Source organism: Exiguobacterium sp. R-39 (assembly GCF_049942815.1).
GTDB lineage: Bacteria > Bacillota > Bacilli > Exiguobacteriales > Exiguobacteriaceae > Exiguobacterium_A.
In genome coordinates this window covers 265,412-278,578 of record NZ_CP187965.1, presented here as the reverse complement: position 1 = coordinate 278,578, position 13,167 = coordinate 265,412, and the positions used below count along the sequence as shown (strand labels likewise).

The 13,167-nt window shown below is 48.2% G+C and carries 12 protein-coding genes; 6 read left to right on the top strand and 6 right to left on the bottom strand.

Features of this window, described 5'->3' with window-relative positions:
* Positions 1-15 precede the first annotated feature (15 nt).
* On the bottom strand, positions 16-2,148 hold the full coding sequence (locus tag ACP26N_RS01560) for a (Fe-S)-binding protein (protein WP_426354545.1): 2,133 nt from the start codon (positions 2,146-2,148) through the stop codon (positions 16-18).
* Positions 2,149-2,350: 202 nt separating this feature from the next.
* Between ACP26N_RS01560 and ACP26N_RS01555 the strand changes: the two genes are divergently transcribed.
* On the top strand, positions 2,351-2,695 hold the full coding sequence (locus ACP26N_RS01555) for a hypothetical protein (protein ID WP_012369181.1): 345 nt from the start codon (positions 2,351-2,353) through the stop codon (positions 2,693-2,695).
* Positions 2,696-2,849: 154 nt separating this feature from the next.
* Here the strand turns inward: ACP26N_RS01555 and ACP26N_RS01550 are convergent, their stop codons facing one another.
* The 5 genes from ACP26N_RS01550 to ACP26N_RS01530 form a co-directional block, all read right to left on the bottom strand.
* A complete protein-coding gene (locus ACP26N_RS01550; RefSeq protein ID WP_426354543.1) occupies positions 2,850-3,800 on the bottom strand; it encodes a zinc-binding dehydrogenase in 951 nt (316 codons plus the stop codon).
* A gap of 79 nt (positions 3,801-3,879) precedes the next feature.
* A complete protein-coding gene (locus tag ACP26N_RS01545; RefSeq protein ID WP_131503286.1) occupies positions 3,880-4,320 on the bottom strand; it encodes an NUDIX domain-containing protein in 441 nt (146 codons plus the stop codon).
* A gap of 80 nt (positions 4,321-4,400) precedes the next feature.
* Positions 4,401-4,820 carry a hypothetical protein gene (locus tag ACP26N_RS01540; RefSeq protein WP_014969289.1) on the bottom strand — a complete coding sequence of 140 codons (420 nt, stop codon included), beginning with the start codon at positions 4,818-4,820 and terminating at the stop codon, positions 4,401-4,403.
* Positions 4,810-5,232, bottom strand: a complete 423-nt coding sequence (locus tag ACP26N_RS01535) for a DUF1934 domain-containing protein (RefSeq protein ID WP_255508413.1) — start codon at positions 5,230-5,232, stop codon at positions 4,810-4,812. The genes ACP26N_RS01540 and ACP26N_RS01535 overlap by 11 nt, the downstream gene beginning before the upstream one ends.
* Positions 5,233-5,345: 113 nt before the next feature.
* Complete coding sequence (locus ACP26N_RS01530) at positions 5,346-7,046, bottom strand: glycoside hydrolase family 13 protein (RefSeq protein WP_012369176.1); 1,701 nt, start codon at positions 7,044-7,046, stop codon at positions 5,346-5,348.
* A gap of 366 nt (positions 7,047-7,412) precedes the next feature.
* On the opposite strand from ACP26N_RS01530, the gene ACP26N_RS01525 reads away from it, so the two are divergent.
* The 5 genes from ACP26N_RS01525 (at position 7,413) to ACP26N_RS01505 (ending at position 13,158) form a co-directional block, all read left to right on the top strand.
* On the top strand, positions 7,413-8,852 hold the full coding sequence (locus tag ACP26N_RS01525) for an NAD-dependent succinate-semialdehyde dehydrogenase (protein ID WP_426354540.1): 1,440 nt from the start codon (positions 7,413-7,415) through the stop codon (positions 8,850-8,852).
* On the top strand, positions 8,849-10,474 hold the full coding sequence (locus ACP26N_RS01520; protein WP_131503282.1) for an acetolactate synthase large subunit: 1,626 nt from the start codon (positions 8,849-8,851) through the stop codon (positions 10,472-10,474). The genes ACP26N_RS01525 and ACP26N_RS01520 overlap by 4 nt, the downstream gene beginning before the upstream one ends.
* A gap of 5 nt (positions 10,475-10,479) precedes the next feature.
* On the top strand, positions 10,480-10,806 hold the full coding sequence (ytxJ, locus tag ACP26N_RS01515; RefSeq protein ID WP_131503281.1) for a bacillithiol system redox-active protein YtxJ: 327 nt from the start codon (positions 10,480-10,482) through the stop codon (positions 10,804-10,806).
* A gap of 230 nt (positions 10,807-11,036) precedes the next feature.
* A complete protein-coding gene (locus ACP26N_RS01510; protein ID WP_131973395.1) occupies positions 11,037-12,569 on the top strand; it encodes a DHA2 family efflux MFS transporter permease subunit in 1,533 nt (510 codons plus the stop codon).
* A 292-nt stretch (positions 12,570-12,861) separates the two neighbouring features.
* Positions 12,862-13,158, top strand: coding sequence for a metal-sensitive transcriptional regulator (locus ACP26N_RS01505; RefSeq protein ID WP_131503279.1), 297 nt, complete (start codon positions 12,862-12,864; stop codon positions 13,156-13,158).
* Positions 13,159-13,167: the final 9 nt, after the last annotated feature.

Here is a 13,167-nt window from a genome sequence, read left to right as displayed (position 1 = left end):
AGATATTTTTTGAACTTAGTTTGTTACCGCTTCCTTCATCGGTGTTCCGACGATTGACCGTTCGAGCAGTTCGACGACATCATACGTCGCAACCTGCTCGTCGACTTCTTTCGCCTTCGTTCCGTCGCTGAGCATCGTCAGGCAGTACGGACAAGCAGATCCGATGACGGACGGTTGGACCGTCAACAACTGTTCCGTCCGGGCGACGTTCACCCGGGCGCCGACTTTTTCTTCCTGCCACATCATACCGCCGCCGGCTCCGCAACACATACCTTTTTCGCGGTTGCGTTCCGTTTCGACCAGTGTGATGCCCGGAATTTTCTCCAGGATGTAGCGTGGTGCGTCATAAATATCATTGTAACGACCGAGGTAACACGAATCATGATAGACGACCCGTTCACTGACCTCATGGGTTGGTGTAATCCTTTTGTCGTCAATCAACCGCGCGAGCAGCTCGGTATGGTGATAGACTTCAACATCCGGGCTGAGACCAAAGTCAGGATACTCGTTTTTGAATGTATTGTACGCATGCGGATCAATCGTGACGATTTTTTTGACGTCATATTTCTCAAACGATTTGATGTTTGCTTCCGCCAGTTCCTGGAACAGAACTTCGTTTCCGATCCGGCGTGGTGTATCGCCTGAGTTTTTCTCATCGTTTCCGAGAATCGCAAACGAGATGTCCGCTTCATTCAGGATTCGTGCAAACGCCATCGCGATTTTCTGACTGCGGCTGTCGTACGAGCCCATCGCGCCGACCCAGAAGAGGTATTCGAACGTTTCGCCGGCTTTTTTCTTTTCTTTTGCTGTCGGCACGACCAGCTCTTCGCGCGTCTTGCGCCAGTTTTCGCGTTCCTTCCGGTTCATGCCCCATGGATTCCCCTGGCGTTCGATATTCGCCATCGTCCGTTGCATCTCAGGATCCATTTTCCCTTCCATCATCACGAGGTGACGACGGAGATCAATGATTTTATCGACGTGTTCATTCATGACCGGACATTGATCTTCACAGTTCCGGCATGTCGTACACGCCCAAATTTCTTCTTCCGTGATAACGTTGCCGATTAAAGAATCCGGGACGACATCCATCTGTCCGGCTGCGGCAAGTGACGCAATTTGATTGCCTTGTGATCCTTCAAAGGCGAAAGCCGGTGCCCACGGCGACTTTTGCGTGATCGCTGCCGTTTTCATGTTGAGGTGATCACGAAGTTTAACGATCAGGTCCATCGGTGACAGCATTTTTCCTGTTCCGCTGGCCGGGCACATATTCGTACAGCGGCCGCATTCGACACAGGCATATAAATCGACGAGTTGTTTTTGATTAAAATCTTCGATCCGGTTAACACCGAAACTGAACTCCGCCTCGTCATCTTCTGCTTCTTCCATGACTGACAGATCGATGGGTGTGATCCGTCCGACTTTTGATGTCCGGCCAAGCCAGACATTGGCTGTTCCGGCAATCAGGTGGGCGTGTTTGCCTTGCGGGATATAGACCATGAAGCTGAGTAAGAACAGCAGGTGCGCCCACCAGAAGAAGACAAACAATCCAAAGGCGACTTGTTGCGGCACCCAGCTGAATAGGGAGGCAATCGCCGACGCGACCGGTTCACCGAACGTGGAATGATTTTCATACACTAAGAAAAATCCGTTTCCGAACAGAACAGCGACCATCAGACCGCCGATGAAAATCAAGGCAAGACCGGCCATGAAGTTCCGTTTCAGACGGACCAATTTTTCAACATAGCGGCGGTAGAATCCCCAAACGACCGCCACCAGAATGACGAGCATAACGATTTCCTGGAAAAATGTAAAAATCGGATACAGTGGACCGAGCGGGATGTGCGGGAAGCGTTGTCCGACTGCGAGCCCCTTCCAGATGAAATCAATCGCTCCAAATTGAACGAGTAAAAATCCGTAAAACATCATGACATGAATCGTCCCGCTTTTCTTGTCCTTCAGCAGTTTCTTTTGCCCAAAGACATTGACGAGAACCGCGTTCAGACGTTCTTTGTTCGTCAGCGTCCATTCCGCTTTTTTCCCCCGGCGAATCGCCTCGTACCGACTCTTGACGAGCGTAACGAATAAATAGCCCGCGTACCCTGCGACAAGCAGGAAGGCGATCCAGTTAATCAGTAAAAATGTCCCCATAAAACAAGCCCCTTTCCCCCTAAAGCCATTATTTGATATGAGTATAGCATATAATGAATGACTATTCATTCATTATTTTACTGTTTTTTCTTCTATCTTAATCATTGACTATACCTTACAAAAAAACCGTTTAAATTGAAAAATAAGTAGGTTAAAATTAAAAAGTTCTAATATATGTATATTTTATAGGAGGTAATTGGCTTTGAACGGAATTTTACAACATTCAAGCGGCTTAATTAAAGAAGTAAAAGCGGGATTCTCATGGACAACATTCTTTTTTGGATTCTTTCCAGCATTTTTCCGAGGCGATATTAAATGGGGATTGATTCAATTGATTGTCGGTATCGTCACTACACTTTTGACTGCCGGTTTCGGGGGATGGATTGTCAATATCGTCTTTTCTTTCTTATACAATAAAATTTACATCAATGATTTAATCGAAAAAGGCTATCGTCCGATCGACCATTCATTCCAACAAGCATTAAAACAACGTGGAATTCATGCAAAGTTGTTATCTGAAACTCCGACTTCACAATCAGCAGTGTAATACTCTTTCCTGTAACTATCTCTAAAAAATAAGGATGACGGATGCGTCACTCTTCATATTCAAAGAGGACACCGGATTTCAATTCCGGTGTCCTCTTTGAATTATCGAGAATTTATTCGCTTCCCAAGACTCCTCCAGAAAAAAACTATAGGCTTCAATCCGCCTTCAGTATCAACACGATTTTCCCGAGTTTGCCTGTCTCTTTAAAATACGACTGGGCTGCCGCCGCTTCCTCAAGCGGAAACGTCCGATCAATGACCGGTTCGAGTTTACCGTCAGCAATCGCTTCAAGCATCCGTCCGAACTCGTCACGCGTTCCAAGCACTGAGCCGTAAAATGTTAAGTGCTTCAGGTACAGCATCCGAAAATCGAGGCTCGTCTGTTGTCCGCCGGCAGAACCAGAAATACAGAATTTACCGCCGTTTTTCAGAACCGCCAAAGCCGTCTTAAATAACGCATCCCCGACGACATCGAGTACTGCGTCAACTGGTCCGCTGTTAACAGCTAGGATGTCTTCTGTCAATTGATCGGAACGGTAAGACACGACGTATTTCGCCCCAAGACGCTTCAATTCCTGTTCGATTTTCATGTCGCCGACGACGGCAATCACAGTTGCTCCAAACACCCGCGAGGCGATTTGAACGTTCAACGAGCCGACACCACCGCTTGCTCCGGTTACGAGGACGGTTTGTCCCGGCTGTAACTGGAGTTGTTCGTTCATATGCCATGCCGTCAAGCCACTGACGGAAAAAACAGCACTTTTGACGTAATCGTCAAGCGGCATGTCGTAACAGAGCGTTGCCGGCCAGACGACATACTCGGCGTATCCCCCGTCATATTCCGATCCGATGAACGCCATATCTTCACTGATATGTTCCGTTCCATCGGCGCCACTTGAAGTAAACGGAAACTGAACGCCCTCCGGTTTCCAACCCGATTTGTCATCCGTTCCGTAGGCGCCTTCTCGCATCCAAATTTCTGTGTTGTTGATGCCGCATGCTTTCACTTCGACCAGGACTTCCCCAGCGCGCGGTGTCGGGACTGGACGTTCGATGACTTCGAGTTGCTCGACACCGCCGTATCCGTTGACTTGGACAACTTTCATATGTTTTCCTCCATCTCTAAAACAATTTCTCTTTATCCCTTGTCCGCTTTTTAAAAGCTTTAGACTTTATTCTGTGAAATTACCAGACCATATTTTCGTACAGATAATAAGATTTGGATGTCTCATTCAAATAATCCTGCAACGGTTCAAGCACATCACGATTCAGGAGATAGTCCCCAAGCTGTTCGATCGGTACCCACTGACAGGCAACGACTTCTCGGTCAGGATCGTTCAGTGACAGCTCTCCTGTCACCGAACATTCAAAATACGTGACAAGACTATGGGCGTCAAACTGTTCGATGAAGTTTTCTGTGACGTAAGCCAGTTCGAACGTTTCGACGGACAGCCCGGCCTCTTCTTTCATCTCCCGTTGCAATGCTTCTTTTAAAGTTTCACCGTCTTCAATCACACCGCCCGGCAGACTCCAAACCGCTTCCGCTCCATCCGCCTGATTTTTGACCAACAGCAACTGCTGCTCCTGCCTGACAATCGCAGCGACAATCCGGTATAACGTTCTCATGCTGATTCCCCCTGTGTCATGAACATAAAAAAAAGCAGCCCGTTCAAATATCCTTTGAATGGAACTGCTTTGGCACGTACTTATTCTAATCCAAGCGATTGCGGTAATTTAACGGCACGTGCATACGCCGTTTTGTAATCTTTTTTCGCGACAGCCTGTTCGACTTCGCGGAGGGCCGGATGGTTTTCTTCTGAAAACGCCCCTAAAATCGTCAGGTACCTTTCGTAGACCGAATCATCTTCCTTGCGTGCATGAAGCAACGCCGTGTAGAGCATGACCGTATCTTCTCCGTACAAGACCGGTAAATCTTCGTTGATCAATAATAACGAATCAATCGCATCGGAATCGACCTTCGAATTGTATTCCGTCATGACCTGTTCTGCGAGCGCCTCGAGCTGATCGCGCCACTCGTTGTACTTCGGTTCGTCATTCTCTAACCACTCGAACCAATCTTCTTCGAGCATCTGTTCCATCTCTTTTACTGTTTGTTCAAATGCCATGTGTTTCACTCCGTTCCCAAGTTAATTCAATCGTATACAGGCCGACCGGCTGATGGTTCATCATCAGCTCGTACTGGAATTGCATACGTTGTTCTGTCATTTCGATGGTAGCTGTTTCCGTCTCCATCACCATTTGGCCAAACTGGCTCTCATAACCACTTTTTGTCTTCTGACCTAAAATGAAGACATGATGCATCGAGACCGGACCTTTCCGGTTCAAGGCGACCTGATCGTGCGACCACTTGATGGTCGTATCGATCGGTTGTTCATCTTCTTGCATGAACTTCAGAGCAAACCCGTCTTTTGTTTCAAACAAGGTTCCCTCTGCTTCTAGTTCAACGGACTCCCGCACCGCGTCATCCTGAATCGATGTCACTTGGCGCAGGCGGACCGGGTAACGTACTGGTTTCACTTCTATCACCTCATCGTCTAGCGTACACGATTTTCTTCTGTCCTGCATCTTCTTGATTTCTTTTTTCACGACAGCAAAGGCTGGATTTGGCATCTGCCAAATCCAGCCTTGTTTTAACGTACGCGGTACAGGCGTGCTTCGAAAGGTTGAAGCGTGAGTTCGGTTCCTTCATGATACGTTGTCTCATAGTTCGCAAGCATGATGTTATCCGAATGGAGGATGATGTCGGTGTCGACTTCCGCCACTTCGTCTTTCAGGTTCGTCACAATCAGGAACTGTTCGTTTCCGAGCGTCCGCGTGTAACCATAGACTTTTGTATCTTCCGGAAGAATGAGATCGTATTCTCCGTAAATCAACGTCTCTTCCATCTTCCGGATTTGAATCATCCGTTTATAGAAGTTCAGGATCGAATCCTCATCGGCTTGCTGCGCCGCCACGTTGATGTCGGCAAAGTTCGGATTGACACCGAACCATGGGGATTGTTCTGAGAAACCGCCGTTTTGTTCATTTGTCCACTGCATTGGTGTCCGGGAGTTATCACGCGACGAGTTCCAGATGACTTCCATGATCTCTTCGTGTGTTTTCCCTGATGCCAGTTGCATGTTGTACATGTTTTTCGTCGCGACATCATCGTAGTCGGAGATATCCGGGAACTGGACGTTCGTCATCCCGATTTCTTGTCCTTGATAGATGAACGGTGTTCCTTGCATGAAGAAATACATCATCGCAAGTGACTTCGCGCTTTGTTTCCAGTATTGTCCTTCATCACCCCAAAGGGAGACGGAGCGGACCTTATCGTGGTTTTCAAGATACAGTGCATTCCAGCCTGTTTCTTCAAGTCCTTTTTGCCATTTCGTCAAAACTTGTTTCAGTTTAACAACGTCGACGCCTTTTTCGGCATCTGCCCGCCACAGGTCCATGTGTTCAAACTGGAAGACCATGTTCATCTTGCCGTTTTCTTCTCCGACCCAAAGATCTGCTTCTTCCGGCGTTACACCGTTTGCTTCACCGACTGTCATGATGTCGTATTTTGAGAACGTCTCGTTTTTCAATTCTTCGAGATATTCGTGAATTCCTTCGACATTCATGTGCATCTCAAACGATGGCACGTGCGGCATGCCGAGTGGATTCGGAAGATCTGCGTATGACTGATCTTTATTAATGTGGCTGATGGCATCAATCCGGAAACCATCGACCCCTTTGTCGAGCCACCAGTTGATCATCGTGTAGACCGCTTGGCGCATGTCTTTATTCCGCCAGTTCAAGTCAGGTTGACGACGTGAGAAGACGTGCAGGAAATACTGCTCGGTCTTTTCATCGTATTCCCAAGCGGAACCGCCGAAGATACTTTCCCAGTTATTCGGTTCACCGCCGTTGACGGCATCCTTCCAGATGTACCAGTCGCGTTTGTCATTATCTTTTGACGAACGGGATTCGAGGAACCACGGGTGTTCATCCGACGTGTGGTTGACGACTAAATCGAGTAATACTTTAATGTCACGTTTATGTGCTTCTTCCATTAATAAATCAAAATCGGCCATCGTTCCGAATTCGTCCATGATGTCTTCATAATCACTGATGTCATATCCGTTGTCATCATTCGGTGATTTGAACATGGGGCAAATCCATAGTACATCGACTCCGAGATCTTTCAGATAATCCAATTTTGCGATGATACCCGGGATATCGCCGATTCCATCATTGTTTGCATCATAAAAGCTGCGTGGATAGATTTGGTAAGCAACGGCTTCTTTCCACCAAGCTCGTGTAAGTGTTTTTTGTGCCGTTTCAGGGCGCGGTATCATTTGTGTCATTATGGATAAATCCTCTCGTATTTCAGTCTTTGTTGTCCGTTTTTTTATACTAATTCTTGATATTTTATAGTAATCATCGGTTCATTCTAATTAAGCGCAACCGATTGCGCAGATACCCTATATTTATCTTATCAAACCCAGTTGGAATGTCAATGATTCGGGACATTCTCCATCACTTCACACATGTATGAAATTTGATTCTTTACGAATTGTTATTGAAAAAATACATTACATTTACTGAATTATCCTACACTGTTTATCGGTCAATTTCTAGCCATTTGCACAACCTTTTTCGGAAAAGCGAATCTTTTTTTCAATCTTCGGGTATATCTTTAACAATGCGAATAAAAAAGGGGGATTTTGTAAATGAAGGGGCAGTTTTTAATCAATGGGCAGTGGCTCGATCAGGGACGTGAACGGACGGATGTGAAAAATCCGGCGACAGGTGAAATCGTCGGCAGTGTGCCAAACGGAACGAAATCCGATGTTAATGAAGCGGTTGAAGCAGCTCACAAGGCTTTTCCGGAATGGTCGAAACGGACGGTTTATGAACGCGCGGCGCTTCTTGAAAAATTGTATGCGAAAATGCTTGAGAAAAAAGATGAATTGGCCCGCTTGATGACACTCGAGATGGGCAAACCGCTCGCGGAGTCGGAAGGTGAAGTCGAGTACGCGGCAAACTTCGTCAAGTGGTTTGCGGAAGAAGGAAAACGGGCTTATGGCCGGATCATCCCGTCGCATGATGCGACTAAACGTCTCCACGTCATCAAACAACCGGTCGGGGTCGTCGCTGCGATTACCCCATGGAACTTCCCGGCTGCCATGATTACCCGGAAATTGGCACCAGCGCTCGTCGCAGGCTGTACATTTGTCCTGAAACCACCAACGGCTACTCCATTGACTGCACTCCGGCTGCTTGAACTTTGTCAGGAAGTCGGCATTCCGGACGGCGTCGTCAATGCGGTGACCGGAAGCGGAAAAGACTTAGGCGAATTCCTCGCCACTCATCCACATGTTGCTAAGATCACGTTCACGGGGTCGACGGAAGTCGGTCGGACGTTGATGGCGCAAGGCGCAGAGACCATCAAAGCCATGTCACTCGAACTTGGCGGACACGCCCCGATTCTTGTCTTTGACGATTGCGACCTCGATCTTGCCGTCCGGGAAACGATCAAATCGAAGTTCCGCAACGGCGGACAGACCTGTGTCTGCGGAAACCGCATCTACGTATCGGATTCAATCTATGATGCGTTCGTTGAAAAGCTCGGTCAGGAAACCGCTAAACTCAAAACCGGCAACGGACTGGAAGAAGAAACAAAGATCGGTCCGATGATCAATAAGGCCGGCTTCGATAAGGTCAAAAAACATGTTGATGATGCGACATCGGCGGGTGCCCGCGTTGTCACCGGCGGATCAGGACAAACGGATGACGAAAACGAAGTCTACTATTATGAGGCAACCGTTCTTGCGGATGTCACTCCGCAGATGCTGATCATGAATGAAGAAACCTTTGGTCCGGTCGCACCTGTCCAGCGCGTCAGTTCGGATGAAGAAGCTGTCCATTATGCCAACCAAACGCCGTTTGGTCTTGCCTCTTACGTCTTTACGAACAATTATGCCCGCGCTTTTAAAGCCATCGAGCATCTCGACTACGGCATCGTCGGATGGAATGACGGTGTGCCTTCAGCCGCTCAGGCCCCGTTCGGCGGTATGAAACAATCCGGTGTCGGTCGCGAAGGCGGATCGGAAGGTCTTGAAGCCTATCTTGAGACGAAGTATGTATCGATTGGCGGACTCGACCAATGAACGCGGCCGAACGATTTGTCCAGTGTCTGGAGGCCGAGGGAGTCACGCACATTTTCGGCGTTCCCGGTGAAGAGAACATCACCTTACTTGAAGCAATCAGCAAATCAGATATCACGTTCATCACGACACGTCATGAGACGAATGCCGCTTTCATGGCTTCGATGTTCGGCCGGTTGAGCGGGCGCCCCGGCGTTTGTCTGTCGACGCTTGGTCCCGGAGCGACCAACATGATGACGGGAATCGCAAGTGCGACGATGGATCACTCGCCGGTCGTCGCCATTACCGGACAAGGTGCGACGTGGCGCCAACATAAAGCGTCCCATCAAATGTTTGATTTAGTCGAGATGTATCGGCCGATCACGAAAGCAAGTACATCGATTGTGTCGGGAGACATCATTTCAGAAGTCGTTCGCCAAGCCTTCGCGAAGGCGGTTTCCGAAAAACCCGGTGCGACGCATCTCTCGTTCCCGGAAGATATCGCAAAAGCCGATGTTGATGCCAAGACACCGATTTTACGCGACAGTACTCCGACCTTCCTGCATCCGACATCGGTTACGGACAGTGATGTCCTGTTACAAATCGAACAAGCAGAACGGCCGGTCGTGATTGCCGGATTCGGTATCAACCGGAGTGGCGCTACGGATGCTTTTCATGCTTTCTTCGAGCGGTTAGGCGCCCCTGTCGTCGAGACGATGATGGGAAAAGGAACAATCTCGTCTTTTCATGAGCTCGCAGCCCATACGATCGGCTTACCGAATGCCGATTATAACCAACGGATTCTGGATCAAAGTGATTTGATTATCGCTGTCGGCTACGATATTACAGAGTTGCCGCCCTCGAAGTGGAATCCGAATCAGACGCCCGTTTTGCATATTGATACGAATCAGCATGAAATCGATCAGTTCTATCCTGTCGTCGCGAATTTAATTGGCTCGTTACCTGACATTCTGCATCTGCTTTCGGAAAGTATTCCGAACCGGTCCTGGACCGGATGGCAACAGGACCGCGACCGGTTACGTCAGGAAATCCGGGCGACGTATTCCCTTGCCCTTCCGTTGCATCCCCAAAGCATCGTGCGTGAGCTCGAACAGGCAACCGGTGAGGACGGGATGATTTTTTCAGACGTCGGGGCCCACAAAGTATGGCTCGGACGGCATTTTCAGACGACACGCCCTAATCAATTGTTTATCTCGAACGGTTTTTCTTCGATGGGATACGGCTTGTCGAGTGCGATTGCCGCTAAACTGTTGCACCCGGATCAACGTGTCCTCTGCGCTTCAGGTGACGGTGCCTTCTTAATGAACGGTCAGGATCTCGAGACCGCAGTTCGGTTGAAATTGCCGATCGTCGTCATCATCTGGCGCGACGGCACATACGGACTGATTGAATGGAAACAACAGCAAGCGTACGGTCGTGCACCTTATATCGAATTCGACAATCCGGATCTCGTCAAACTGGCGGTCGCCTTTGGAGCACTTGGTCTGCGTGTCGGAGAACATGGCACCCTGTCCAGTTGTCTTGAACAAGCTTTTCTGAGTGACGGACCCGTTTTAATTGACTGTCCGGTCGATTACAGGGAAAATCTGAAGTTAAGTGACCGTTTACGGACTTATGGAGGCTGATAAAAATGACACAACTCAGAAAATTACAATCGATTTCCGACTTTGATCAATTCGTTTCCGAACATGCAACATTCGTGATTTGTAAACACAGCACGACCTGTCCGATTAGTTCAGCCGGTTTTTCCGCCTATACGAAGTATGCGGATACGACAGAAATTCCGACTGCCTATTTATTGATTCAGGAAGCACGGACATTATCGAATCACATCGCAGAACAGTACAACGTCCGGCATGAATCACCGCAAGTCTTGTTCATTCAAGATGGAAAAGCGGTCTGGACGACCTCTCATTATGACATCACGACAGATGCCTTACACACGCACGTCGGATGATTGTCCCGGCATTTCTAAGTGTGCGCCTTTTCCTGTTGCTTCCTAACAGGAAAAGGCGCACGTTTTTTTGATGATTTCATATTCCATTACAGCCCGTCTTCTTCATAACAAATAAAATTACCTTTCTTAGCTATTAATATTTGTAATTCAAGCTAATTCAGATTAAGATAGACAACAGATATAACGACCGTATAGAATTGTGTACTGTTAGTTCATTAAGGAGGAAAACCATGTCACACGAAAAATCTGCTACCGCTCGTCCCCCTTACGGCATCCTTGCCGTATTGATGATTGGTGCCTTTATCGCTTTTTTAAATAACACATTACTGAACATTGCTTTACCTTCCATCATGAAGGATCTTGAAATTGAAACGTCAACGGTCCAGTGGTTATCGACCGGTTTCATGCTCGTCAACGGGATTTTGATCCCGACCTCTGCTTTCCTGATTCAAAAATTCTCAGTCCGTCGTCTGTTCCTGCTCGCGATGACGTTGTTCTCTGCCGGTACGATTCTTGCCGGCTTCGCGGATGCTTTCCCGGTCTTGCTTGCCGGACGGATGGTCCAGGCTTCCGGATCCGCAATCATGATGCCGCTTCTGATGAACGTCATGCTCGTCAGCTTCCCGATTGAAAAACGCGGAACGGCGATGGGCTTCTTCGGACTCATCATGATGGGTGCTCCCGCAATTGGTCCAACTCTTTCCGGTTGGATCATCGAACATTACGATTGGCGGATGTTGTTCCACTTCATTACACCAATCGCCTTACTTGTCCTCGTTGCCGGATTCGTCCTGCTTCGTGATGTAAAAGAACGGTCTAACGCTAAACTCGACTTTATGTCTGTCGTCTTGTCGTCCTTCGGATTCGGCGGTCTGCTCTATGGTTTCAGTTCTGCCGGCTCAAAAGGTTGGGACAGTCTGCAAGTCATTTTAGCGTTGATTATCGGAGTCGTCGCACTCGTCACGTTCATCACACGTCAGTTGAAAATGGAACGTCCGATGCTGAACTTCAAAATTTACCGTTATCCGATGTTTGCTTTATCGTCCGTCATCTCGATGGTCGTCACAATCGCGATGTTCTCCGGTATGTTGCTGTTACCGATTTACGTTCAGACGATTCGCGGAATTTCTCCGCTCGATGCCGGTCTGATGTTACTGCCGGGTGCGATCCTCATGGCGGTCATGTCACCGATCAACGGGAAACTGTTTGATAAAATCGGCGGTCGTCCACTTGCCATCACAGGCTTGTTCATCACCGTCGTCACGAGTTATTATTTCAGTCAGCTTAAAATGGATACGACCTATACACACTTGATCATTCTCTACTCACTCCGGATGTTCGGGATGTCGATGGTCATGATGCCGGTCTCGACGAACGGTCTCAACCAATTACCGACGCGTTACTATCCGCACGGAACGGCGATGAATAATACGTTGCAACAAGTTTCCGGTGCAATCGGAACGGCACTTCTCGTTACAATCATGTCTACGCACGCAAAAACGCGTGGAACGGAACTTGCACAAGAAGCAGCGAAAAACATGACGAGCCAACCCACAGCGGAAGCCGCAGCCGCGATGAAACAACAAATCATCATGCAGGCAACGCTTGACGGCATCAACTATGCGTTCTTCATCTCAACGTTCATCGCAGGTCTCGCGTTTGTTCTGTCGTTCTTCATTAAACGGGCGACCCAAGCGGAAGACATCATCAGTAACCGGTCGTTGAATGAACAAATCATTAAACCGCAAGTTTCCAATCAATAACGCCAAGAGGTTTTTCCCGTTATCGGGAAGAACCTCTTGTTGTTTGCTTTGAATCGTTTTCCTGGAACAATCATCGCGCCGCTTCGCTTCGCTGCAGGGTCGCTCCTGCTTGTTTTTTTCCTAGGAAGCGATTTCGAGCAAACGAACACTTTTTCTTTGATGATTAGGCGACGGACACCAAATCCGTTGCCTTTTTCATTTGGTTTTTTTGAAAATCAATCTTTATACTAGTACCCCCTATACCTATATGATATACTCAATGTATCAACTAACCAAGAAAGAGGTGTTCCCCATGACGCACGATCATCCTCTTGTTCCCCGTTCCGCGGAAGAACAAGACGCCTTATTGAAACGTTTAAAACGAATTGAAGGCCAAGTCCGCGGCATTGCCAACATGGTCGCAGAAGACCGGTATTGTATCGATATCCTGACCCAGACCGCATCGATTCAAGCGGCGCTCCGCCAAGTCGAGTTGCAGGTCATCGAACGCCACGTCAAAATGTGTATGCACGATGCGGCGACCGGCAAACAGGATACAGATGTCTACGTTGATGAACTGATGGCCGTTATTGCCCGTCTTAAGAAGTAAGGAGGGATT

Coding starts and splice junctions, on each gene's coding strand:
- ACP26N_RS01550 (WP_426354543.1), bottom strand. CDS start 3,800: ATGAAAGTTGTCCAAGTCAACGGATACGGCGGTGTCGAGCAACTCGAA.
- ACP26N_RS01510 (WP_131973395.1), top strand. CDS start 11,037: ATGTCACACGAAAAATCTGCTACCGCTCGTCCCCCTTACGGCATCCTT.
- ACP26N_RS01520 (WP_131503282.1), top strand. CDS start 8,849: ATGAACGCGGCCGAACGATTTGTCCAGTGTCTGGAGGCCGAGGGAGTC.
- ACP26N_RS01530 (WP_012369176.1), bottom strand. CDS start 7,046: ATGACACAAATGATACCGCGCCCTGAAACGGCACAAAAAACACTTACA.
- ytxJ (WP_131503281.1), top strand. CDS start 10,480: ATGACACAACTCAGAAAATTACAATCGATTTCCGACTTTGATCAATTC.
- ACP26N_RS01505 (WP_131503279.1), top strand. CDS start 12,862: ATGACGCACGATCATCCTCTTGTTCCCCGTTCCGCGGAAGAACAAGAC.
- ACP26N_RS01525 (WP_426354540.1), top strand. CDS start 7,413: ATGAAGGGGCAGTTTTTAATCAATGGGCAGTGGCTCGATCAGGGACGT.
- ACP26N_RS01545 (WP_131503286.1), bottom strand. CDS start 4,320: ATGAGAACGTTATACCGGATTGTCGCTGCGATTGTCAGGCAGGAGCAG.
- ACP26N_RS01560 (WP_426354545.1), bottom strand. CDS start 2,148: ATGGGGACATTTTTACTGATTAACTGGATCGCCTTCCTGCTTGTCGCA.
- ACP26N_RS01540 (WP_014969289.1), bottom strand. CDS start 4,820: ATGGCATTTGAACAAACAGTAAAAGAGATGGAACAGATGCTCGAAGAA.